Source organism: Paenibacillus sp. FSL K6-0108 (assembly GCF_045040695.1).
Lineage (GTDB): Bacteria > Bacillota > Bacilli > Paenibacillales > Paenibacillaceae > Paenibacillus > Paenibacillus pabuli_B.
In genome coordinates this window covers 1,855,021-1,878,748 of the sequence record NZ_CP150288.1, presented here as the reverse complement: position 1 = coordinate 1,878,748, position 23,728 = coordinate 1,855,021, and the positions used below count along the sequence as shown (strand labels likewise).

Genomic DNA, 23,728 nt, shown 5'->3' with positions numbered 1-23,728 from the left:
CAGGCATTCCCCCTTTATATTTTAGGACTTTTTAAGAACACTTTCATCGTACTGGCATTTTCATTCGCTGTCAAGAGATATTAAGACATTTTAAGAACATTATTTCAGAGGCTGTCGGAACATTGTAATATCACATTTATTGTGATATAACTCTTTTGATTGAACTGTTTTATGAAAGGAATCTACCATGACAATCAAGCTGGGTATTATCACGCCAGAGGCCCATATGGATTATTTCCGCGCCATTGAAGAAGAGATGCGGCCATTATGCCAGTTCCGCTTCCTTACCATAAGCAATTTCAGGGAAACAACAGACCTATATCTGCAGAACTTAGATTCGGTGGATGGATTTGTGATCAGCGGCAGGATGCTTTACGAGTCCATCGATAAGGAATGCCTGGATGATAAAGTCCCTGTTCACATTTTGCACGATGATGAGAACCTGCTGTACAGGGAGCTTTTCCGGCTGCTGGTTACAGAACCTGGACTTGATATCTCCCGGATCTATGTGGATTATGCATATGTTATCGAATCGTTCAGCGAATTCCAGCAATACCTGACTCATGAGGGGAAGCCCGTTGACAGCGGAGATCTGTCCGAACGGGTGGAGACCATGCTGGAGAACCATATCCGTCTGTGGGAAGACAAGAAAATAGATCTGTCCATTACTGCGTTCGGCCACTTTGTTCCAGAACTCCAAAAGCACGGAGTCAAATATATCTTAATCCGGCCCACTTTGGAGAACGTTAAAGAGACCATCAGCGAGATCATCAACGAGATTACCATCCTCAAGCTTAAGAACCAGAGGGCAGTGGTCGCATATCTATCGGTCCAAAATGAGCAGCAGTCCTCCGAAGAGGAGCTTCATGAGCTGAAAGTTCTTGTCGGCAGGTTTCTGCGCAGCGTGAATCTGGCAGACACGGCGCAAATTTCGGATGGCTATGTCAGACTGTACACCACCTACGGAAATTTCATGAGAATCACCTCTAACGCGCATAACTGTAGCCTGCTGGAGTATTTGGAGGAGCGCATCCAGGGCAAGGTGAAGATCGGGTGGGGCTCGGGGCATGAATATTTTCAAGCAAACGTCAACGCCACCAAGGCGCACAGACAGGCGGAAGCCTTTACGGGCAGTTGCAGCTTCTTCATAGACGAGAATCAGAAGGTTGCCGGCCCCATGCGGAGCATGAATGTCATCCAGTTCTCTGAGCAGGGGGACCCGGAAATCATTGCACTCGCCAAAACCATCGGAATCAACAACATCAATTTGCAGAAAATCATGTCCTATGCTGAAATCATGAGGACCAATAAATTATCCTCTGAGGATGTTGCGGAGTGCCTGTCCATGACCGTCAGAGGCGCGAACCGTATCCTTAACAAAATTGAGGAAAGCAACTATGTACAAACGGTATTTGAAAAACGCGATAACAATAAGGGGCGGCCAAAAAAATACTACGAGCTGTTGTTTCTCGACCATGAAGGGCTCAAATTAAGCAGATGACACGCATTGTTACGTTTTCCATTTCGACTTTAAATTAATGGCAAAAAAGGCACATTTTCAAAACTGAAAACGTGCCTTTTTTGCGCTTGATTTACCAAGTCAAATCACTTCCTGGCCGGACGACCAGCTCCGGGAGGATGCTGATGCCCAGGCCTTTCTCCACCATAGCTATAATCGCATAATCATCCCCGGCGGAGAACTTGATGTTCGGCTTAATCCCGGCCTTCTCCAGTACCCGCTGTGTGGCAGTGATTGATTGCGACGCTTGCGTGCATCACGATAGCTGATCCGTGATGCAAAAACTTGCGTGAATCCACCATTGCTGCGCTGTGTGATGCACGCAAAAAAGCGCCACGACCTCATAGTCGTGGCGCTTTTTCCTGCTGCATGATGCCAATCGGCCATGCAGCTTGAGTAAGGCTACTGCGTCCCATAGGCGCAGCAGCTCACGGGGATGCACCGCGTCAATGATTGCGGTGCTCTCCCAAGGCCGCTGCATCTACATGGCAGCGGCTTCTTCTCCCAGCGGCAGCGTGTAATACTGCGCCTGCTGCCCTTCATGCTGCTGGTACACAACGACCAGCAGCGTCCGGCCTTTCGCGGCAAGCGGGCTGGCGCCAGCTAGCACACGCTCAAGCCGGAACGGAAGCACATCGAGTACGGTGTGCTTCTGCAGTTCTTTTTCGCCGAGACCAAGGTCGGCGAAAGCACGGGCTCCCATGACCGTCTGTGCGGTCATGGCCGAGGTCATCGGCAACGCACGCGAAGCGTTGCCGTCCACCCCGTCCGCCGCTCCATCCGCGGCGGACCCTGTTGCGTCGCCCGCAGGGAGCGACGCCACATCCCCGCCATCACTGCCGATCACACCCGCCGCATCCGCGGCAGAGTCTTCCCCGGCAGCAGCCGAACTTGCCCCAGCAGCCGTTGCACTCGTGCCGCTGCTTTCCAGCCATGCCGAGCCTGCGGCACCGGCAATACGTGGCAGACGAACGTCTTCCGGACGTTCAGCCAACGTTTTCATATAAACCGCCCACTGATCCTTCTCCAGCGCATCATCCCACCAAATTTTGCGTGGTTTGTATTTGTGACCGAGGAAATAATCGAGCTTCATCAGGCCAAGCACAACATCCATATGCGGTGTGTTGCGCGACTCCAGGAAGCTGTGCAGACGGGTAAACAGATCCTCCAGCTGGTGACCGATCTTCTGCCAGCCCTGACCCTCCCAATAATCCCCGAACGCCTGGAAGAAATCAAACGGCGAGTTGAACTCCTGTTCCATCAGATACTTCAGCGTATGATCCATCCGGTGGGCGTTCCAATATTTCTCCAGCACATCCTCCAGCCGCTTCAGGCGCACAATATCGCTGAACGGCAGCACGTCACTGCCCAGAATCTCATACGGCGCGTGATCCATATACGTGTAGTTGTACTTCTCCGCATCCAGACGCAGACCGGTACCGCGCAGCATTTTGAGGAATCCGAGCTGAAGTTCTTCCGGCCCCAAAGCAAATACGTCGTTAAATGTCTTGCGGAACGTATTGTAATCTTCCTCCGGCAGTCCGGCGATGAGATCCAGATGTTGGTCGATTTTGCCGCTGGCTTTGACCTTGTTCACCGTACGGCTCAGCTTGGCAAAGTTCTGACGACGTTTCACCAGTTCATTCGTCGGATCATTCGTGGACTGTACACCGATTTCAAACCGGAAGGTGCCCGGCGGCGCATTCTCTGCCAGATAGTCCAGTACCTCGGGACGCATAATATCCGCCGTAATTTCAAACTGAAAAACCGTCCCCTGATGATTCTCGATCAGGAATTTGAACATTTCGAGCGCGTAATCCCGTTTGATGTTGAACGTCCGGTCCACAAACTTGATCAGCTTCGCACCCTTCTCGATCAGGTACAGAATGTCCGACTTCGTCCGCTCAATATCGTAATACCGCACGCCGACCTCAATACTGGACAGACAGAACTGGCAGCTGAACGGACAGCCACGGCTCGTCTCAAAATAAACAACCCGTTTCCCGAGATCCGGGATATCCTCTTCAAAACGGTGCGGTGAAGGCAGATCGTTGAGATCCGCTTTCGGCCGTCCCGGCATGAGAATGACCTCTTCACCTTTGCGATACGCCAGCCCATACACGAAATGGAATTTCTTGTCCCCCTCCAGTTCCGTCAACAGCTGATGCAGCGTCTCTTCGCCTTCACCCATCACGATGAAATCGACATTGGGAATCCGGTTCATCCAATATTCCGTGTCGTAGGACACTTCCGGCCCGCCCAGCAGAATTTTCACCTCAGGCATGACCTTTTTCAAAATATCAATAACCTTGATCGTCTCTTCGATGTTCCAGATGTAACACGAGAACCCAATCACGTCCGCACCGCGCTGGTACAGATCGGACACAATATTCATGACCGGGTCTTTGATCGTATACTCCGCCAGCTCAATATCAAAATCCTTCTCACTGTAAGCCTTCAAACACCGCAAAGCCAGCGAGGTATGGATGTATTTTGCATTCAAAGTAGAAAGAATAACTTTCATGGTTCACAACCTTTGCCTGGACACCCAGACCATATTTTTTTGGTAAAAGAAAAGCTGAAACAGTCATCCTGCCCCGGATGCTGCTCATGCAAACTTCTCTAAAGATAGCCATTCCACCGATCATGGACATATTCAACTTTTGTCTTTCAAAGAGCGGACAGTCCTTTCAAAAAGACATACACACCACACTACACTCAAACCACAACATACAGTATAAAACACATACAATCAACTACATATTGTGCAAGAAGTTGTAGACCACTCCTAACGCCAATGTCCACCTTTTGAAAGACAATCCGCCCTCTTTTGTCCATGCTACAGATACACTTTAGTCACCTTGAGCTTCGAGCCTGTACCGAACACTTCTCTCGCATCATGGACGAACCCTTGAACTATCCTTACCCTAATGCCGTATATCTCATTTCTCTTCTATAACAATTCATTGAACGTTACGAGCATGAACTCACGATCATTAGCTTTATGCAAATAAGCTTTACATTTCGAGCGAACGAACCCAACTCATCATACTCGCTCATACTCATTCATGATCACTTCTACTCACTCACACTCAACACTTAACCATGCAGACTCACACTTACTCGTACTCATAAAAAGCGTCATCATCCGTATCCACTTCTTCGCCCGATTGCTTCTGGAAAAATTCCAGGAATGGCAGTCCATACTTGCGGTATTTGACCTCACCGACCCCTTTGATATCCAGCATGTCACGTTCTGTCTGTGGACATACCACACTCATCTCACGCAAGGTCGCGTCATTGAAAATAATGTACGACGGCACATGCTCTTTCGCCGCCAGATCACGACGGATCAGACGCAGCTGCTCAAATACCGTCTCGTTAACCGCAGATGGCATTGCATCGCGTCCACGACGTCCGCCATAGTTCGTACCCGAAGCCGTCGCCGCTGTCTTGCGAACTACACGCTGCATTACTTCACGCTGGCCTTTGAGTACTTCCACTGCTAATGGCTGCAAACGAACGACCGGATACTGTCCCTCGGACAGCATCAGATACCCTTCCGATACCATGACGTTGATGATCTCTGCGATCTCACGTTCTGTACGATTGCCCATTACGCCATAGGTTGGCAGGGAATTGAAGCCGTAATCAAGCACTTTTTTGGCACGGGAGCCTTTGAGCACCGAAGCGACCAGCGATACACCATACCGTTCACGCATGCGATGAATGCAGCTGAATATTTTCTGCGCATCAATCGTCATATCCACCAGCTCGCGGTCGTCCGTACATGAACTGCAAATGCCGCACGGTTTGTCCTCATGCACTTCGCCAAAGTAATCCAACTGCGCACTGCGCAGACACCGCGTCGTGTAACAGTAATCGACCATCTGTTGCAGCTTCCGATAATCGTTTGCTTTGCGGTCGCCCTCCATCGGGTTCTGCTCGATCAGAAACTTCTGGGTGATAATGTCCTGTGCTCCGAATAACAATATACATTGACTCGGCTCACCGTCCCGGCCTGCACGTCCGGCTTCCTGCACATACGCCTCCATGTTCTTCGGCATGCTGTAATGCAGCACATAACGTACGTTGGATTTATCAATTCCCATGCCGAACGCATTCGTCGCCACCATCACTCGAATATCATCGTACAAAAACTGTTCCTGGCTCTGGGCCCGTTCATCGTCCGTCATCCCGGCATGGTAGCGTCCTGCCGGCAATCCCGCCTGCAGCAAACGCTGATGCAGATCGTCCACGTCCTTGCGCGTCGCGGCGTATACAATACCCGGTTCGCTCGCATGCTCACGTGCGTAATTCAGGACAAAGTCCTTCTTGCTCTCGCCGCGCAGCACGCTAAACGCCAGATTATCCCGCCCAAGTCCGGTCACATACGTCTGCGGGTCCTGCAAACGCAGCAGCCGCAGAATATCCCCCATGACCTCGGGCGTCGCTGTTGCCGTAAAGGCCGCAACCACCGGCCGCTCCGGCAAACTGTCCACAAACGGCGCTACCGCCAGGTAGCTTGTCCGAAAATCATGTCCCCACTGCGACACACAGTGGGCCTCATCCACAGCAACGCACGAGATTGGCAAGTAGCCCATCTCCTCGCGGAACCAGTCCAGCTCCAGTCGCTCAGGCGCGACATAGAGCAGCTTCAGCTCTCCGCGCTGCGCAGCGCGGATGCGATCATTCACTTCTTTGCCGCTTAACGTACTATTAATATAAGCGGCTGCAATACCAGCCGTGGTCAAAGCATCGACCTGGTCCTTCATAAGCGATATCAATGGGGAAACGACAAGCGTCAGTCCCGAATATAACAATGCGGGGATCTGATAACAGATCGATTTCCCGCCCCCGGTTGGCATAATACCCAGTGTATCTTCGCGTTCGAGCAAGCTGGCTACGATCTTTTTCTGTCCCTCGCGAAAGTCGGGGTAGCCATAATATTTTTGCAGGAGACCCTGCGCTTCTTCTAGTGTAGGTGTTTGCACACTCATGTAAAGACTCCTTACTTATCACCGGTGTTCTTCCACCAGCTTGGTCCGATCCGATTCTGACATCCGAAAGCGGTATAACCCGCATCCTTGACAACAAAATGGCGTTCTCATGACTTGTCCGTCAAGCAAACGCCGCTCCCTTTAGTTTAACGGCCCAGACCCGAATGAGCAACCGCGTTTTCAAGTAAAACGATCTTTGGCAAATGTATAACAGCGGTATTATCTTAGTGATCGGAAAGATTGAATTTAGAATCAGGTGTGATTGAACATTCCAGGACAAATAAAAAAACAACCGCTAGCCCTTTTTGGGACAAGACAATTGTTTGAATATAAAGTACATTTGCTAATCTTTTAACGCCTCTACTTCTGACTCTGTTAGACCACTCGTTTTGGCAATGACCGAAACTTCAATGCCGAATGAAAGCATATTTTTAGCTATTTCAATCGCCTTTCTTTTTTCACCTTCCGCTAATCCCTTCTCCGTAGCCCATTCAATCATTGAGGCTTCATCATGCAAATACTTTTGCCGCTCTTCATACAAACGACGTGCTTCACGATCCTGACTCAGAAACTCCAGCGTATCCATCGCTTTCTTCAACGTAGGTTCATTCATTTGCAGCACCTCCCAATTCGATTTGTCAGCACACACACTTTTTCAGTTCCTTGTACGTCTGGCCTTCCTGCAACTGACTGGAATAACGCTTGCTCCAATAGTATAGGGTCCGCTTTTCAATATCATATTTATTAAATAACTGCATCTCAATGTTGATCAATTTACCTTCAGCTGTTTTCGCCCAAATATCAAATATGGACTGTTTATCGAGTGGAGCATCTTTATCTGTGTACGGGTTGAGAAGTACGATCTCTGTCAGCGGCTGCTCACCCGACTCTGCAAACGTCCGGTTCAGGAACACCAGCAGCACATCTTTATTTTCTTCACTGCCAAAAATACGCTTGAAAACAAAATCGTTCCGAGGATCGAGCAAATCAGCCATCTGACCATCAACTCCGTTTCTTTCTATTATACCATGCTTAGTGTGCTTAATTGCAGCATCAACCACCTTTATACAAGTTAAACATTCCACACCAATCTACAATCTCTTACTGCTTCTTCCAGTCCTGAATTGGCAAACAAGGCTCCTCTCCTCCATTTAACTTAGCTCTCATTTGATTAAGGATTATTTTAACTTATTTGTTATTAATTAATATTCACGATGTGTTACTATCGATTAATGATTGGCTCACAGAAAAGACATTTGCATAACTACATATCCATTTCCACATATCTTTCAAACCCAACACCTCTAAAGGAGAGCATTTTATTATGAAACAACATTTACACGCTAGTGACTCTTCAAACATCTCACCACCAAAACCATGGATACGCCGACATCCCATATTCACCGCATTTTCGATATTGATTTTTGTTCTGTTTGCCGCTGTATTCCTGTATTTCTGGCTTCGCCCTTACTTCTCTACGTTTGATCGTTCCGAGCAAGGGGAACTCGCCTACTCGATGTCATCACCGGATGGAGAGTATGTCGCCGAGATGTACGGCGTGCCTTATGGTGGTGCAGCTGGTGGAGTCACAATCTGGGTCGATGTGAAGAAGGTCCTCTCCTCGGGCATGTCCACAGTAAAAACCATATACCGTGCCAAATATCACGGGGCCAACCACCTTGAATGGGAAAATGAAAATACGCTCCGTATTGAAAACCGGAACGAGTACAGCGATGATAGTATTACACTTAACATCGATGATGAAATCTATGACAGTTGGGGCTGGGCATGCCGAAGCCTGCGCATGAAGGATCAGTACGTGCGGTGCCTGGCACCCGAAAAATAGAAAATACAAATAAGCAGCCCCGCTCGCCGACTCTCATGGCCAAGCGGGGCTGCTCTTATTTCACATCTGCTGAATGATCTTTACCTCGTATAATCGCCCAATCTGTAAATGCTCTTCACTCACCGAATTACGAACTCAACCCAAATCTGACTCCCTGACACCTTTAAGTCTCTTTTCGTCCTTTCTCTTTAACTTCACTTCCATATACAGATACTTTTACGTCCCTTCTTCACCCTTCGCGGTCTACTTCTATCTTCTACCTTCTATTTCTATCTCCAACTTCTGCTTTTCTTCCTGCTTCCACCTACTTGTAGGGTGGCGCATCCCCACACTCCTCCTGGATCTTCATCCCTTCACGCAGCAATGCTTCAAGCTTCTGCTGATTGGCGAGCAGGCCGGGATCATTCGGCAGATACTCTCTTGCTTTGCTGTTATGCAGGAGCGCGTGCTCCCAGTTTCCCATGTGAGCGTAACAAAGAGAGAGCCGGGCATGGGGCAGCCAAGTGCGGCATCCCACAGGTACCGGACGCAGCCCGGTATCCCTGCTGCTCACGTCCAGCGCTTGCATATACCAGTAGATGGAAGCCATCCAATCCGTGCGCTCCTGAAAGCAAGCGGCTATCGAACAGCAGAAGTCGGCATGCGGCAGGTCGAATTGAAATGACTGCAGCAGTGCACCCAGCTTCCGGCCCGGTTCGCCAAGACGCTCATAACATTCCGCCAGCCGCGCGCAGGCAATGAGTCGATCCTCGCGATAGCCGCTCGGCTCCTGCAGCAGCTTCGCGTACGCCCGAACCGCCGCCGCATAACGCTGGCGGTCGAAACATTCGCCTGCATAATAGAACAGCAGGCGTCCCTGGGCTGCGCCCTCTTCGGCGATCCATTTGCGCAGAATGCGCACGTTTCGCGCCGAATGATGGCCCGCTTCGCGGCGGTGTGTGACGGCAATGTCTGCCGTAATGACCCCGCCCGGCGGGAAGCTTAACAGCTCGTGCAGCCGGCCATGCCAGCGGCACCCCGCATCCCGCTTGACGAGGCGCAGCCGTCGGTCCGTCACAAGCGGACTTCCCTCCGGCCCCTCGGCCAGCGTATAGCTCAGGACCACAGCCATCGTCTCGCCACCTGACGGCAGCTGCTGCTTCAACCTTTCCAGCTTCGCCCGTTCCGTGGGCAGCAGCACATCATCCGCATCCAGCCACAGGATATATTCCTGCGTGGCCTGATCGAATGAATAATTCCGCGCTGCGGCGAAATCATCTTTCCACTCATACGTGTAGACCCGGTAGGTATACTGCGCGGCAATCTCCATCGTACGATCGGATGAACCGGTATCTACAATAACGATTTCGTCCGCAATGCTGGCGACCGAATCGAGACAGCGCGCAAGCGTGCGTTGTTCGTTCTTCACAATCATGCACAGACTGATAGTGATCACGGTTTAAGCCCCTTCCTGTCATACACGTATTACTTATAGCTATGTTACTGCCAAGCTCTGTTCTACTTACTTGTCACTTGTTTATTTGCCTACTTTTCTTCCTTCCTCCTACCCTGACATTCACCCTCGTGCTTCAACCTCATCCAGCTACCGTCCACTATCCTTCTCCATTCTCCTGACGGCGCAGCCGTTTCACCTGCTCCACCGCACTGTCGAGAGCTTTCTTGCGCTGCTTCATGACCCGCAGATGCTGCTGTTCCACCTCGGCAAAATGTATGTGATCCAGCTCCATCCATTCCTTCAGTTGGTTCAGGGTTGGTGACATATGCAGCTGCGTTTTCCTCCTCTTGCGTGCCACGCAACATAGATATTTATGATGAACTTCCAGCTTCAATACTTCAAAATATGGCATCAGGCACATCGCGAGATTCCCGGCATAGAACGTCTGCTTGTGATCATAAAAGGGATGATATCCGTACGGCACGGTTACCACCAGGGTTCCTTCCTCGTGTAATAATCCGTGAATTTGCATCAATAACGTCTCCGGATGGGCAAAATGCTCCAGCACTTCGCCCAGCAGTACCGTATCAAAGGTGGTTCTGGCTTTCCATTGCGTAATATCCAGCAAACGAAAATCCACATTGCTCCGAACGGGTCTGGACTCTTTCTCAAGTTCTCTTTGTGCATACCGGATACTTTCTTCCTCCAGGTCGATGCCTGTAACACGAAACCCTTCGCGCGCCAACAAAATGGAGGTCACTCCCTGGCTGCAGCCAACATCCAGAATCCGCTTGCCTGTCGTTTCCCTGCACATCCAGTGAATGCGGGTACGTGTGGCCTCGTGCGATTCCTCCGAATTGATCTCACCATAATAACGCTCGTTTACCCGGTCATGATTTGCCATGGCTGCCTCCAAAATCTTCATGCGAGTGTTTGTTGGTTGGTTCAATGCTCGGTTCACTGGCTGGTTCGATAATAGGTTCAGTCTGTGCTTTAACGTTTACCTCACGGTCTGACCGGATAGAATCGGTGTGTCCCCGCTTACCCCCATCCACCGTCCGAGGCACTCGCATGTTCTCGTGAGTTTGCATTTCATGTATTTCGACTGTATTCACGCCTTGCACCACGTTCACATCCGAGCGAATGGGCTGTCCAAGCACCACGATATTTCCACCGATACATCCTGCAGTGGCATTACGTGTATCAAAGATGAGCTTGGCATGATCCGCCATCTCCTGATAATCGAAGCCGGTATGATCCGTTGTAATGATGACCAGATCAGCCTCGGCCCATAATTCGGGTGATGCGGATTGAGCATGAGCAACCGTGCCATCATCCTTGCGGAACACCGGCACCATTGGATCGGTGAAGACGACATCTGCCCCCGCTTCATGAAGCAGTCTGTAGACATCCAGCGCCGGCGATTCACGCAGATCGTCGATATCTTTTTTGTACGCCATACCTGCCAGCACAATTCGCGATCCCTGCATCGACAAACCGTTCTGTTCGAGCAGCTCCGCTGCACGCTTTACTACTCTTTCCGGCATTTGCCGATTGGTCGCATCCGCGAGGGTAATGAATTGCAGCTCTGATCCCTGACGGCCTGCGGCCCAGGACAGATAGATCGGGTCGATCGGAATGCAGTGTCCACCAATGCCCGGCCCGGGATAGAATGGCATATAGCCGAATGGCTTGGTCGCCGCAGCGTCCAGCACCTCCCAGATGTTCACGCCCATTTGCTCACAGGCGGGTGTCAGTTCGTTCACAAGCGCGATGTTCACGCTGCGGAATGTGTTTTCGAACAGCTTTGCGGTCTCCGCCACTGTCGTTGAACTGACGGGAACGATTTCGTTCAGAAACGAACCGTAGAATGCTTTTCCAAACGATAGACAAGACGGCGTGGAACCGCCAATGATCTTTGGTGTATTTTTCACGCCGTAATGCACACTTCCGGGATCTACCCGCTCTGGAGAATAACAGACATGGAACTGCTGCCCTGCTTTCCACCCTTTCGCGGCCTCGATGGGCTGCTTCACACGCTCCTCGGTGGTGCCGGGATACGTAGTACTCTCCAAAATGACAAGGCAGCCCTTCTGAAGATAAGGTGTGATGCCATCCACTGCTGCAGCGATAAATGAAATGTCCGGCTGATGCTCCGCCGTCAAAGGCGTAGGCACGCAGATCACAATAACATCGGCATGCGCCACTGCTGCGTAATCCGTCCCGGCCATGAATAATCCGGCCCCAGTAAGGGATTGCACAACCTTATCCTCAATGCCGATCACATACGATTTTCCTGCAACCAACTTAGCCACCTTCGCCCCATCGATATCAATTCCGTATACCTGATACCCAGCATGGGCCATCTCCACTGCCATCGGTAACCCCACATACCCCAGACCAATAACGGCGGCTTTCAGGGAGCGGTTGTTTATGGATTGAAGCGTGGTACGTTCCTGTGATTCTTTATTTCCTTCGTGCTCGCTATTCTCTATCAACCCTTCCACCTTCAAACGGTCCGCCTCCCTTCTATTAATCGATAAAGCCGCCTGCACGTAAAAATTGGGCAATCGCCGAACGATTCATCATCGCGCTGTCCGAACGATACTCGGAAAAGGTCACACGAGGCAGACCACTATACGGATCTGTCAGGCTCTTGTCTGGTTCCTGTGGCAAAATCACATAATATTGCTCGTCATATTTGTAGGTACGCGGTGCCTCGAATGGAGAAATGAGGACTTCATGCAATTTTTCACCCGGCCGAATCCCGGTTACTTTGTAATCGTGAGCCGGACGACCCGCCTGTTCCAGCATGACCGAGGCCAGGTCCGTCATCTTGCAGGCTTTCATTTTCATCACAAATGTCTCACCACCCACCGCAGCCTCGGCAGCCTTCAGCAACAAATGAATGGCCTCCGTGCGGGTCAGGAAAAAGCGGGTCATGCCTTGGTCCGTAATGGTCAGGCTCTTGCCTTCATCAATCTGGCGGCGAAACAATGGGACGACACTGCCGCTGGTTCCAAGCACATTGCCTCCGCGAATACAGACAAAGCGGGTGGACTCGCTCAGCCCATTGGCACGGATCATCATCTTTTCTCCCAAAGCCTTGGTCATGCCGTACACATTAATCGGATCAACCGCCTTGTCAGTGGAGACGTCAATGACCTTGGTAACCTGCATGCGAATCGCAGCGCGGATAACATTCTGGGTGCCGATGACGTTGGTCTTGAACGCTTCATCCGGCTGATCCTCGCATACCGGAACATGTTTCAATGCAGCCAGATGAAAGAGAACATCCACTCCGCGACAGACATCCTCCACTGCCCTATAGTCGCGAATGTCACCAATGACAAAACGCAACCGTGCATCCTGACCAAAATCCCGCTGCATCGCAATCTGGGCGTACTCATTACGCGACAGAATCCGAATCTCGGCCGGATTGTGCTCCAGCAGTACCTCGGTCAGCTTTTGTCCCCAGGAGCCCGTTCCCCCAGTGATCAAGATTGTTTGGCCTTTAATCATGGTGAATCCCTCCTTGATCAGATCATGAATTCGCGTAATACCGCAGCCATTTCTTCCCGGCTCAATCGGTCTTTGGGTGGTACTTTTTTGATGGATGTATTGTTGGAATGCACAATATTCACATAATTGCGCGGAGCCAGCAGCTCATGCGGCAGATCGATGACGTTGCCATGTGTTCCCCGACCTGGCAGCTTCACCCGGTATCCCGCAGCGTACTCTGCCGTTTTGTATAGGTAGACATAGAACTGCGGGGAACGGTGGAACGCTGGTGCCATTTCATGATTCACACTGTCCCACAGATATCCATTCTGATTGATGAGTGCCATTGTTCCTGGCTGTGGCTGTACGTCATAGAGCTGCTGAACAAATGTCTTGTGATACAGATCATCTGAATCCAGTCGGGCTATATAGATATCCTCTGCTCCCTCGGCAAAAGCCAGAATGGCCCGCACACTTTCGATCGTTGTTCCAAAACGGATATTGGAAGGCAGCGGTTCCTGTTCAGCCAAAATCTCTTGCATCAATTCCCCCGATTCCTTGGAAAGCTTCACTACCGTCAGAAAATCCTGATTCGTCTGCGCCTTAAGACAATGAAGGGTGAATGTACGAAAAATGCCCATCCGCCGCTCCAGCCACTCTCTTGTCAAACGCTGCGGGTCCATTCCGTAATTGTTGAAGTTAATCTCAATAACCACTTTTCTGGACATACCCTTCCTCCTCATTTTTCTGTGATGTTATTTCAATTCGTTCAGACTATTTTCATAGTTTTACAGCCCTCTCCACACCAAAAATGCCTCCTTCAGCCCGTAACTGCCATACAGAAGCTCTCTCCAATCCAGCCGACTCTATAACGTATGAAAAAATAATAGAATCGGTCCGGACGCTTGCACAGGTTCTTGCATAAATCAGCTTTTACATAAGCCCTTCAACGCTTGTCGTCAGAAAATAGATTGATATGCAAACGAAGATGCACCTTGCGGGTTGAACGCACAATACGTTGCCGAAGCCGCAACATAGAATAGAGCAATTGAATTTTCAAAGGGGGCCTTATACCACAATGAATCCAATCTATCTTGAAATGAATGGTGTGCTGGATCAACTGGAAGCCGCGGTGAGGGAGCAGCGCCCCTTCTCTCTGGTCCGTGTGGGCGATGGCGAAAATATCGTCATGTCTCAGGAAACGGTCTGGACTACGGAACAGGTTCTGCAGGAGCGGTGGGCCATCAAGGCCAATCTGGGGCAAAAAGGGCTGCGTCTCCCCAATCTGCAGCTGCGGGATGAGGTTGCCGCTTCCTTGCAGCGGGCAGATATCGTAGGCGTTCTTCCCCACGGGGACAGTACCATCAAAGCTCCGGAGCATCTCAAAAGACAGCTGACCGACACGGTGTTTGCACATTTCGGCATCGCTCCGGCACTGACTTGCCATGCCTGTGTGAATCGGGAACTCGTGCAAGTGCCCCGCTTCTGGAATATGCTTGCAGGCAAACGAATTCTGCTCGTTACCCGTGAGATTGAACAGCTGCGGGCCATGCTCGTTCAGGAGCCCTACCATCTGGATATCACAGCTGCGCTGCCTTTCGACAGCTGGGATCAGATGCAGGAGACACTGCAATGGATTCAAGAGAATCGGGATACCTTCGATATAGCTCTCTTCTCCTGCGGGGTGAACGCAGTTGTACTTGCTGAGCGTACAGCAGCACTTGCGGGCAAAGTCGCCATCGACTTTGGCAAAGCCAACAACATCATTTTGAAAGGCCGCGCCAACTAATCGGTGAAATGAAATGCGTAAACAACACCATAAAAATCCCGGCTCCTTGCTTGGAACCGGGATTTTTATGGTGTTCGCTTTTTTTCGGCAAGATGTCAGTCCTAACAAACTCTTCTCATTAAATCTAGTTGCTGGCGGCAATACCATAGAACACTTCAGGTCCTGTCCGTACCGATGTGGACACCCCGGAAATAAACGAAGTATACACACTTTCCAGTGCTGGTGGTGCAGACAGATCCTGGGCAGTGAACGAATGAAATTCGGTACCACCGTTCTGACTCACCGTACCCTCCGCACGATAGATGATAAAGAACGGATCGTAAACACTCCCCCGCACAAGCTCAACAACGAACGTATCCCCGACTTCTCCCGTAACACCAACTGTACCATTCAAGGTGATAATCGGATTTGGGATACCGAGAGTCTGCAGACCAATAGAGCCGAACGCTTCCGGGGATGGACCCAGAGACACACCGGGCTGTCCAACATTTCCCGAGTTCATCGAACTTCTCATATCAAGAAACACACCCATGAGTAACACCTCCAATGCTATGGGATAGGTTATTCTATGAATCTCGACTCTCTTTGGATTGGATGGGTAACAGATTCTCTCCACCTATTTTTATTTGCCCCCGGTTAATGGTATATTGAACTGCATAACGAAATGAACGGATCGTATGCACACAAGCGGTACAGGCTGTTCAGAAGGAGATTATATTTATGAATAAACGCAAACGCCCAACAGGCAATACATCGTCCAAGGGGAAAGCAACTACAGGTTCGTCTACAGTGCGGTCCGGGCGGTCCACCTTTACTTCCGCCAAATCATCAGGACCTTCCTCATCCCGCAATACAGGAGCGATGCAAAAGCCAATAGCTGCTAAACCCTCCGCCGCTCCCAAGAAATCCGGAGCACCCAAACCTAAATCAGCCAAACGCTCGGGCAATTCCTATTATCGTAAACAAGAACCACCACGCCCGTACAAAGTAACTGAACCGGATGAACTGCTCAATTTCTTGCTAAAACATTTGAAGTCTGGCCGGAATGCGGTTAAGTCCATTCTGGGTCGCGGACAGGTATCTGTCGATCAGAAAGTGGTTACCAAGTTTAATCTGGAGCTGACGCCCGGTCAGATCGTAACGATTAGCAAAGAAGGCGCCGTTGCCGCTCCTTCCCTGACAGGCATTAACATTTTGCATGAAGACGATGATATCATTGTCATTCGGAAGGAAGCCGGATTGTTATCCATTGCTGCTGACAAAAGTGATGATCTTACCGCTTATCGCCAGCTGACCGAGCATGTTCGTCGTACCGACGCGCTGAACCGGATATTTATTGTCCATCGTCTGGACCGCGACACTTCGGGTGTCATGATGTTTGCCAAGAGTGAAGAAGTACAACAGAAGCTGCAGGACAACTGGAAAGAAAATGTACAGGAACGTGTGTATGTTGCCCTTGTGGAAGGCGCTGTTGCGAAGGAAGAAGGCACCATCTCCTCATGGCTGAAAGAAACCAAAACGCTCAAAATGTATTCCAGCCCTCGTCCGAATGATGGACAGCATGCCATTACTCATTACAAACGTCTACAGTCGAACCGTGAGTTCTCCCTGCTGGAAGTCCGTCTGGAAACAGGTCGTAAAAACCAGATCCGTGTGCATATGGAAGATCTGGGCCACCCCATCGCAGGCGATAGAAAATACGGAGCTCACACTAGAACGCTGGGACGCCTTGGGCTTCATGCACGAGTGCTCTCATTCATACATCCAACGTCGGGTGAGCTGATGAGATTTGAGACCGATATTCCAAAACAGTTCCTCTATCCATTCCGTAATGATGCTCCGTCAGCGAAGGTCTGACCACGCCTGAAAGGAGGAACTACTGCTGAAAAACTTGCTGATTACCGGTTACCGTGCACATGAACTACAGATTTTTGGACAGAAGCATGAGGGAATTCCGTTTATCAAAAAGGCCATTTCCTCCCGGCTTACGCCTCTGGTCGAAGACGGGCTCGAGTGGGTGCTGACGCCAGGCCAATACGGGGTAGACCTGTGGGCGTGCGAAGTGGTGCTGGAGCTGAAGAAGACATTCCCGGAGCTGAAGCTGTCGATCATTACCGCTTTTCAGAATCCCGAGGAACAGTGGAAGGAAGACAAACAGGAGTATTATCGCTCCATCCTGCAAGGTGTGGACTATTACGGCGCGATCAGTCGCCAGCCGTATATCGGCCCATGGCAGTTCACTGCGCGGGATGACTTGCTGCTGCGCAAAAGCGATGGCCTTCTGCTCGTCTATGACGAAGATGCCGGGGAAGGCAGTCCCCGTTTTATAAAGGAAAAGGCCGTGAAGAAACAACAGAATGAAGATTACACCATCATCAGTGTTACATCGGAGGATATCCAATCGGTCGCCGAAGAGGAACGGATGAACGATGTTGGGGCTTACGAAGATTCCTCATTCTGAACCATGTAACTCGTACCCAGGTCCATCGGTTAGCTTGAGCCAACCGTGATTTACAGGTCACTGCACAGCCGTCAGATCGGGGACAACGTTCCAAAAATGGCGTACATATGTTTTTTTTGCCGGCAGGTTGGGTATAAGTAGTAGTAAAACTGCGATTACCATGTCGTATGGGACAAAGGGGAACTGCAACCATGACATTAACGCCAGAGCAGCGCATTCAACTGCATGGATTCAACAACCTGACCAAGTCGCTGAGTTTCAATATGTACGATATCTGTTATACAAAAACCAAAGATGAACGCGAAGCTTACATTGAATATATTGATGAACAATATAATGCGGCCCGGCTGAGCAAAATCCTGAACAACGTGTCTGACATTATCGGTGCCCATGTGCTGAATGTCGCCCAACAGGACTATGTTCCCCAGGGTGCAAGTGTGACGATGCTTGTTTCGGAAGGCCCCATTGTGGAGATCCCCGAAGAATCCTTCGATGAATCTCCAGGCCCCCTGCCCGATAATGTTGTCATGCAGCTCGACAAAAGCCATATTACCGTTCATACGTACCCCGAATTCCACCCGAGCGAAGGCATCAGTACGTTCCGGGCAGATATTGACGTCTCTACCTGTGGTGAAATCTCGCCACTAAAGGCACTGAACTATCTGATCCACTCGTTTGATACGGACATCATGACGATGGATTACCGGGTCCGTGGATTTACGAGGGATACGAGTGGACGCAAGCTGTTTATTGATCATGAGATCGGTTCAATCCAGAATTATATTCCGGATGAGATCAAGAGCAGCTTCGACATGATTGACGTGAACGTCTATCAGGAGAACATTTTCCACACCAAATGCAAGTTGAGGGAATTCGACCTTGATAACTATCTTTTTGGGTATACCAAAGAGAAACTGAGCAAGGCCGAGCAACAGGAAATTACGGAGTGGCTGAAGCTGGAGATGGATGAGATTTATTATGGCAAAAACATCAATCGCCCCTCTTCTTGATCCATTCATGAGAGCTGATTCATTATGAACGCAACAAGGATAAGATGTCATGAAGCAGGATTTCGTAATGGAAACCTCCGGCATGCGCTTGTCCTTTTCTTTTACCTAACTTGACAGGCAGCAGCTCATTTTTTTATGATGAAAGCAATTGCATTTCCATCGAAGGAGACTGAGCCGTTGATTGAAACGAACACTTCCAGACGCAATGAATCTCTGTTACAAGCGCTGAATGCACAGCATAATGCCATTACCAACAACATTGCCAATGCAGACACGCCCAACTACAAAAAGAAAACGGTAGAGTTCGAGGAAGAGCTGCGACGTATCGTTGAAAATGGCAAAACAGACCAGCTCGCCATGAAGCGGACTCATGAAAGACATTTTCCAATCAGTAATCCCAATACTTCAATCGTTAACTACCGGATTATCCAGAACAACGAAACAGCCATGAACAATAACAACAATAACGTTGACATTGATAAGGAAATGGCGAACCTTTCGGAGAATCAGCTTATGTATAATTACATGGTTGATCGGGTAAGCGGGCATTACAAGAAAATGAAAAATCTGTTGCAGGATATGAAGTAATGAAATATTGGAGCAGCCCTATGGCTGCTTTTTGTTTTGTCTATTTTCGGAAATCTCAGATGATCTATATTAATGGCATTTAGCGCTGTGTTGGTTTCCTAATCAGAAGGATTAACTCCCCTGCTTATGCCCTTTTTCGGTATCCTCTCCCTTTCGTAGTATAATGAAATAAAAAAATGATTTCATATCATATAAAAGAGGTGCAACATGGCTCCACGTCATTTCAATGCTTTTCAAGGCTCCAAAGTCCGGCTTGCCGCTCCTTGCCCGGAAGACTGCATGCGGCTCGCCCACTTTACTGACAGTTATGATTACTTGCGTAATCTGGATACCGATATTGCTGTTCCTCTAACGCCGGATGAGACAGGGTCATCCGCAGTTCGGAGAGATAACGGCTTTGAATTCGCGCTGCGAACACTGGAGGACAATCGGTTCATCGGATTCGCTGCCCTCTACCGAATTGAGTGGAATAACCGCTCTGCACGCCTGGCTATTGGTATTGGTGATGATAAAGATCGGGGCAAAGGATACGGCAGTGATGCTCTCGCCCTAATTATTCGTTATGGATTCCATGAATTGAATCTGAACCGGATTGCGCTGGAAGTGATTGAATACAATGAAGCTGCCAGACGTGCGTATCTGAAAGCCGGATTTCGGGAGGAAGGCCGCCAACGCTCTGCCGTCCTGCGAGATGGCACGCATTATGATCTGATCTCCATGAGTATTCTTGCGGAAGAATGGTCTACACAGACCAAACTGCCGTTGGCATTTCAATCCACACATGTCCAAGGAGCTAAAAAGACGGAGGAGGAGCCCCCAGCCTCGCGACAGCTTGCTGCTGAGGAATATTCGTTATTCGGTTCAGAGGCCAAGGTGACAGCGGAGGCTTCTGTTCAACCTCGCATCGGTGTTGGCGCGGTCATCCTCAATGAACGTAATGAGGTCCTTTTGGTTTGGCGTAATCGTCAGCCTGAACAATACACCTGGAGTATTCCCGGAGGCAAAGTGGACCCATACGAATCGGTCGAAACTGCTGTCATTCGGGAAATTAAGGAAGAAGTCGATCTGGATATTGCCATCGACAAGCTGCTCTGCACCGCAGAGACGATCCAGCCTGAACAGCAGGAGCATTGGATTTCCATTCTCTACTCGACACGAGTTACTGGCGGCATTGCTCGTAACCTCGAAGAAGGCGGAGCCATTGGTGAAATCGGTTGGTTCCCGCTGGATGATCTGCCTTCGCCGCTCGCCTGTTTTGCCATACCTGGCCTTGAAGCGGTGAAACAATTCCATCTTTATTCTGAAGATTGAAATCGGGAGAAACTAACCTCATTATGGTCAGACCAGTCATATAAAGATAACAGCCGCCAAACTCCTCTCTCTAACATAAAGGGGAGCTTCGCGGTTGTTTCCATTTTCTGCGCAATTTTTCCTTCTGTGTGTAGTCTCAGTACGTGTATACATAACTTTTTTTCCAAAATCAAGAACCGTTTGGTCTTTTCCAAGGTCTAATACGCAACAACATCCATGAAAGGAGGAGCCATGTGACCCCCGCTCAACTAACCATCGCTGCACAGAAAGGGGATGCCGAGGCTTTTGCAGCCTTAATGGAGATGCATCAGAGCCGACTGTACCGGATCGCCTATGCCTATCTGCACAACGAGGGCGATGCGCTTGAAGCGATTCAGGAATCCACCTATAGAGCTTATCGAAAGCTCAAGAAATTAAAAGAACCCACCTATTTCGCCACTTGGCTGATCCGCATTCTGCTGAACTACTGTGCAGACGAACGCAAACGCAAGAGCCGGTTCAGCCACGTTACCAAAATTCATGAACCTAGCAGCTGGGACCGTCCCGCAGACCCTGATCTGGCCGCAGCCGTCTCTGCGCTGGATCGGGATTGCAAACAAATTATTATTCTAAGTTATTTCGAAGGTTTCTCCTTAACAGAAGTCGCTGATATTCTGGAAATCCCGACCGGAACCGTAAAATCCCGACTGCACCGGGCACTCGGACAGCTCCGTAACCAACTTGAAACGAAAGGAGATGTAACCTCATGAGCGATGAGATGAAGTCATATGAAGAAGCATTGGAACAGCGTCTTAATGCTCGTAAAACAGAGTACGATGCCATGTCTGTACCGGATGCCGAAGTATATCAGGCTGTACAGGCCGGAATCCGTCAGGCTGCGCGCAAGCGCAAGTCCCGGCTGCGCTGGGTTATGAGCTCCATATCGGCAGCTGCAATCATCCTTGTCTTTACGGGATGTATCCGCGTCTCCCCCGCCTTTGCGTCCTTTGTGGAGCAACTGCCAGGCATGGAGGGCATTGTCAGCATGATTCGCCAGGATAAAGGATTAATGATGGCGATTGATCAATCCCTCTTGCAGAAGGTCGGTGTAACCGACGAGCATGATGGAGCTTCTGTGACCGTGGAAGGCATCATTACAGACGAATCACGCATGGTCATTTTTTACACGATGAAAGGCATGAAAGACCTGGATAAAGGTGGATATGATATCGATTTGCTTGATAGAGATGGAGAAAAGCTGCCTGTTGCGTTTAGTTATTCCTCTCCTCAACCAGCTTCAGAAAATGGCGTTTACGAGGATAAAATCGATGTCTCATTCACAGAATCTTTACCGCCACAAGAGCTGACCGTTGTATTTAAGGAACGAGGTAAGGAACCGAATAATAAGTGGAAGGTCACCTTCCCAGTGGATCGCAGCTTAACGAAAGGCATGAAAAAAATCATTCCCGTAAACCAAACAATGACCGTGGACGGGCAGCGTATTCATGTAAAAGAGGCCGTTCTGTATCCCACTCGCCTCGTACTTGATATCGAATATGATCCGAACAACACCAAAAAAATCTTCGGAATTCGTGATTTGCAGTTGGTAGATGAACAAGGCCGGGCATGGCGAACCGATTCCTCCTCTATCTCAGGCTCTGGAAGTTCCGTCTTTTTCGAAAGCATGTATTTCACCACTCCGAAAAAATTGACGCTGCAGGGATCTGGCCTTTCAGCGGTGGATAAGGATGAACTGGTTATCAGCATCGATCCATCTTCAAGTGAAATACAAGGTGGCCCATCGAGTTTGAAATTGCTGCAAAGCACGGTCCAGGGCAAAAATCTGATCCTCGAGTTTTCAATTGCAGACGCTCAAAATGCTACTTCAGGGCTATCATTTACCAATATCGAGGACAGCAAAGGAAGCACCTTCGAAATAAATGAAGTCGGCTGGAGTCCTTCCGTATTTGAAGCAAGGGTTGTCATTAAAAATGGAGCCGCAGCTAAAGGAAATCTGACCATGGAGATATACTCTTACCCTGATCAAATTCGTGCACCTTTCTCCATTGAGATTCCTGTGACTCCCTAAAGAACATGTGAGCAGCCATACTAACAAGCCACATGAAGCAGTCATGCACTATAATGAAAATATCAAACATCTACATTAAATCGATATGTTCACAGGAAAGGGTGTTTCCACAATGAATAACCGTTCGATCCGTTACCCGCAACCCCTTGCTCCGGGAAATACTATTGGCGTGGCTGCACCCTCCAGCGGTGTAAGTGAGTCCTTGCATCATTACCTTGAAGAGAGCAGGCACAATATGGAGCGCCTTGGTTTTGGAGTACTGGAGAGCCCCTTTCTACGGCATAACGCCAAATGTGTAAGTTCTTCCAAGGAAGATCGCGCTGCTGAGATCAATGCTTTTTTCCGCGATCCGGGGATTCAGGCTATTATCCCTCCGTGGGGTGGAGAGTTCCTGATGGATATTCTGCCCCTGCTGGATTGGGAAACGTTGAAGACGCTGCCGCCCAAATGGGTTATGGGATATTCAGATATCAGCACCTTTTTATTTGCATATACCCTGATCACCGGGACGGCTACAGCGCATGGAACGAACTACGTAGATCTAAGATCCAATGAACTCGATCCGGTGACCGCCCGCTGGATTGATGTATTACAGACTGGCCAGGGAGGGCAGGTTACTCAATCTTCCTCCACTCATTATCAATCGGAATGGAAACCGGAGTTAGCCGGGTTTAATCTGGATACCCCTTCCCGCTGGAAACAGCTGGGTCAGCCTGTGGGAATGGACTCAACAGACTCACAGATTACCTTCTCAGGTCGGTTAATCGGCGGATGTATGGATACAATCACCTGTCTGATTGGCACGCCTTACGCACCTGTTGAAGCGTATCTTGATCAGTATTGTGCGGAAGAAGGAACGATCTGGTATCTGGAGAGCTGTGAGATGAATGCGGGTGATATCTACCGTCATCTGTGGCAGATGAGACAGGCAGGCTGGTTTGCTGGTATTAAAGGCTTCATGTTCGGCCGGCCTGCGGGATATTCGGATACAGGGGATTTTAATTTCACCGATGCCCTGTCTTCGGCTCTAGGAGATATGGATGTTCCCATACTGTATGATGTGGATCTGGGCCACATCCCGCCACAGTTAACCTTTGTGAATGGCGCACTGGGCAAAGTGGCTTATGAAAATGGGCGCGGGAGCCTTGAGATGGCATTTGTGTAAACACCTTTTGTAGGCAGATGCATACCTTGAAGTAA

At 49.6% G+C, this 23,728-nt stretch carries 19 protein-coding genes and 3 pseudogenes; 12 read left to right on the top strand and 10 right to left on the bottom strand.

What is annotated here, in order from left to right:
* Window positions 1–187: 187 nt before the first annotated feature.
* Window positions 188–1,501: a transcriptional regulator gene (locus MHB49_RS08530; protein ID WP_405155789.1), complete on the top strand. Its 1,314-nt coding sequence runs from the start codon at window positions 188–190 to the stop codon at window positions 1,499–1,501.
* Between the two features lie 115 nt (window positions 1,502–1,616).
* Here MHB49_RS08530 and MHB49_RS08525 read toward each other — a convergent pair.
* The 4 genes and pseudogenes from MHB49_RS08525 to MHB49_RS08510 form a co-directional block, all read right to left on the bottom strand.
* Window positions 1,617–1,739: pseudogene (locus MHB49_RS08525) on the bottom strand (LysR family transcriptional regulator substrate-binding protein); the annotation flags it as partial.
* 261 nt (window positions 1,740–2,000) lie between these two features.
* The gene (locus MHB49_RS08520) at window positions 2,001–4,043 is read right to left on the bottom strand and encodes a B12-binding domain-containing radical SAM protein (RefSeq protein WP_405155788.1); all 2,043 of its coding nucleotides are present in this window, start codon (window positions 4,041–4,043) and stop codon (window positions 2,001–2,003) included.
* Window positions 4,044–4,638: 595 nt separating this feature from the next.
* Window positions 4,639–6,519, bottom strand: coding sequence for a DNA helicase RecQ (recQ, locus tag MHB49_RS08515; RefSeq protein WP_247901410.1), 1,881 nt, complete (start codon window positions 6,517–6,519; stop codon window positions 4,639–4,641).
* A 343-nt stretch (window positions 6,520–6,862) separates the two neighbouring features.
* A pseudogene (locus MHB49_RS08510) lies at window positions 6,863–7,514 on the bottom strand (Rpn family recombination-promoting nuclease/putative transposase).
* A 329-nt stretch (window positions 7,515–7,843) separates the two neighbouring features.
* On the opposite strand from MHB49_RS08510, the gene MHB49_RS08505 reads away from it, so the two are divergent.
* Complete coding sequence (locus tag MHB49_RS08505) at window positions 7,844–8,365, top strand: DUF5412 family protein (protein WP_405155787.1); 522 nt, start codon at window positions 7,844–7,846, stop codon at window positions 8,363–8,365.
* Window positions 8,366–8,669: 304 nt separating this feature from the next.
* On the opposite strand, the gene MHB49_RS08500 is transcribed toward MHB49_RS08505, so the two are convergent.
* The 5 genes from MHB49_RS08500 to MHB49_RS08480 form a co-directional block, all read right to left on the bottom strand.
* Window positions 8,670–9,800: a glycosyltransferase family 2 protein gene (locus MHB49_RS08500; RefSeq protein ID WP_405155786.1), complete on the bottom strand. Its 1,131-nt coding sequence runs from the start codon at window positions 9,798–9,800 to the stop codon at window positions 8,670–8,672.
* A gap of 157 nt (window positions 9,801–9,957) precedes the next feature.
* Window positions 9,958–10,704, bottom strand: a complete 747-nt coding sequence (locus MHB49_RS08495) for a class I SAM-dependent methyltransferase (protein ID WP_405155785.1) — start codon at window positions 10,702–10,704, stop codon at window positions 9,958–9,960.
* Window positions 10,691–12,307, bottom strand: a complete 1,617-nt coding sequence (locus tag MHB49_RS08490) for a nucleotide sugar dehydrogenase (protein ID WP_405157083.1) — start codon at window positions 12,305–12,307, stop codon at window positions 10,691–10,693. Before MHB49_RS08490 ends, MHB49_RS08495 begins: the two co-directional genes overlap by 14 nt.
* 25 nt (window positions 12,308–12,332) lie before the next feature.
* Window positions 12,333–13,322: a polysaccharide biosynthesis protein gene (locus tag MHB49_RS08485; RefSeq protein ID WP_405155784.1), complete on the bottom strand. Its 990-nt coding sequence runs from the start codon at window positions 13,320–13,322 to the stop codon at window positions 12,333–12,335.
* 17 nt (window positions 13,323–13,339) lie between these two features.
* A complete protein-coding gene (locus MHB49_RS08480) occupies window positions 13,340–14,029 on the bottom strand; it encodes a glycosyltransferase (RefSeq protein WP_405155783.1) in 690 nt (229 codons plus the stop codon).
* A gap of 350 nt (window positions 14,030–14,379) precedes the next feature.
* Between MHB49_RS08480 and MHB49_RS08475 the strand changes: the two genes are divergently transcribed.
* Window positions 14,380–15,090 (top strand): GT-D fold domain-containing glycosyltransferase, encoded by a 711-nt coding sequence (locus tag MHB49_RS08475; RefSeq protein ID WP_405155782.1) that lies wholly within the window; start codon window positions 14,380–14,382, stop codon window positions 15,088–15,090.
* A 124-nt stretch (window positions 15,091–15,214) separates the two neighbouring features.
* Here MHB49_RS08475 and MHB49_RS08470 read toward each other — a convergent pair whose 3' ends face one another.
* The gene (locus MHB49_RS08470; RefSeq protein WP_405155781.1) at window positions 15,215–15,622 is read right to left on the bottom strand and encodes a hypothetical protein; all 408 of its coding nucleotides are present in this window, start codon (window positions 15,620–15,622) and stop codon (window positions 15,215–15,217) included.
* A gap of 329 nt (window positions 15,623–15,951) precedes the next feature.
* On the opposite strand from MHB49_RS08470, the gene MHB49_RS08465 reads away from it, so the two are divergent.
* From MHB49_RS08465 to MHB49_RS08425, 9 genes and pseudogenes are all read left to right on the top strand, one after another.
* Window positions 15,952–16,947: an RluA family pseudouridine synthase gene (locus MHB49_RS08465; protein WP_405157082.1), complete on the top strand. Its 996-nt coding sequence runs from the start codon at window positions 15,952–15,954 to the stop codon at window positions 16,945–16,947.
* Between the two features lie 25 nt (window positions 16,948–16,972).
* Window positions 16,973–17,551, top strand: a complete 579-nt coding sequence (locus MHB49_RS08460; RefSeq protein ID WP_247903072.1) for a DUF1273 domain-containing protein — start codon at window positions 16,973–16,975, stop codon at window positions 17,549–17,551.
* A 191-nt stretch (window positions 17,552–17,742) separates the two neighbouring features.
* Complete coding sequence (gene speD / locus MHB49_RS08455) at window positions 17,743–18,561, top strand: adenosylmethionine decarboxylase (RefSeq protein WP_405155780.1); 819 nt, start codon at window positions 17,743–17,745, stop codon at window positions 18,559–18,561.
* Between the two features lie 177 nt (window positions 18,562–18,738).
* On the top strand, window positions 18,739–19,149 hold the full coding sequence (gene flgB, locus MHB49_RS08450; protein WP_405155779.1) for a flagellar basal body rod protein FlgB: 411 nt from the start codon (window positions 18,739–18,741) through the stop codon (window positions 19,147–19,149).
* Between the two features lie 207 nt (window positions 19,150–19,356).
* Window positions 19,357–19,848: pseudogene (locus MHB49_RS08445) on the top strand (GNAT family N-acetyltransferase); the annotation flags it as partial.
* 174 nt (window positions 19,849–20,022) lie between these two features.
* The gene (locus MHB49_RS08440; RefSeq protein ID WP_405157081.1) at window positions 20,023–20,460 is read left to right on the top strand and encodes an NUDIX domain-containing protein; all 438 of its coding nucleotides are present in this window, start codon (window positions 20,023–20,025) and stop codon (window positions 20,458–20,460) included.
* A gap of 233 nt (window positions 20,461–20,693) precedes the next feature.
* Entirely contained in the window at window positions 20,694–21,209 is a 516-nt protein-coding gene (locus tag MHB49_RS08435) for a sigma-70 family RNA polymerase sigma factor (protein WP_247901399.1), read from the top strand.
* Window positions 21,206–22,528 (top strand): DUF4179 domain-containing protein, encoded by a 1,323-nt coding sequence (locus MHB49_RS08430; RefSeq protein WP_405155778.1) that lies wholly within the window; start codon window positions 21,206–21,208, stop codon window positions 22,526–22,528. Before MHB49_RS08435 ends, MHB49_RS08430 begins: the two co-directional genes overlap by 4 nt.
* Before the next feature lie 112 nt (window positions 22,529–22,640).
* Window positions 22,641–23,693, top strand: coding sequence for a S66 peptidase family protein (locus tag MHB49_RS08425; RefSeq protein WP_405155777.1), 1,053 nt, complete (start codon window positions 22,641–22,643; stop codon window positions 23,691–23,693).
* Window positions 23,694–23,728: the final 35 nt, after the last annotated feature.

Excerpts from the sequence above, each read along its gene's own strand:
- MHB49_RS08530 (WP_405155789.1), top strand. The coding sequence starts at position 188 with ATGACAATCAAGCTGGGTATTATCACGCCAGAGGCCCATATGGATTAT.
- MHB49_RS08520 (WP_405155788.1), bottom strand. The coding sequence starts at position 4,043 with ATGAAAGTTATTCTTTCTACTTTGAATGCAAAATACATCCATACCTCG.
- recQ (WP_247901410.1), bottom strand. The coding sequence starts at position 6,519 with ATGAGTGTGCAAACACCTACACTAGAAGAAGCGCAGGGTCTCCTGCAA.
- MHB49_RS08505 (WP_405155787.1), top strand. The coding sequence starts at position 7,844 with ATGAAACAACATTTACACGCTAGTGACTCTTCAAACATCTCACCACCA.
- MHB49_RS08495 (WP_405155785.1), bottom strand. The coding sequence starts at position 10,704 with ATGGCAAATCATGACCGGGTAAACGAGCGTTATTATGGTGAGATCAAT.
- MHB49_RS08485 (WP_405155784.1), bottom strand. The coding sequence starts at position 13,322 with ATGATTAAAGGCCAAACAATCTTGATCACTGGGGGAACGGGCTCCTGG.
- MHB49_RS08480 (WP_405155783.1), bottom strand. The coding sequence starts at position 14,029 with ATGTCCAGAAAAGTGGTTATTGAGATTAACTTCAACAATTACGGAATG.
- MHB49_RS08475 (WP_405155782.1), top strand. The coding sequence starts at position 14,380 with ATGAATCCAATCTATCTTGAAATGAATGGTGTGCTGGATCAACTGGAA.
- MHB49_RS08470 (WP_405155781.1), bottom strand. The coding sequence starts at position 15,622 with ATGGGTGTGTTTCTTGATATGAGAAGTTCGATGAACTCGGGAAATGTT.
- MHB49_RS08465 (WP_405157082.1), top strand. The coding sequence starts at position 15,952 with ATGCAAAAGCCAATAGCTGCTAAACCCTCCGCCGCTCCCAAGAAATCC.
- speD (WP_405155780.1), top strand. The coding sequence starts at position 17,743 with ATGACATTAACGCCAGAGCAGCGCATTCAACTGCATGGATTCAACAAC.
- MHB49_RS08430 (WP_405155778.1), top strand. The coding sequence starts at position 21,206 with ATGAGCGATGAGATGAAGTCATATGAAGAAGCATTGGAACAGCGTCTT.
- MHB49_RS08425 (WP_405155777.1), top strand. The coding sequence starts at position 22,641 with ATGAATAACCGTTCGATCCGTTACCCGCAACCCCTTGCTCCGGGAAAT.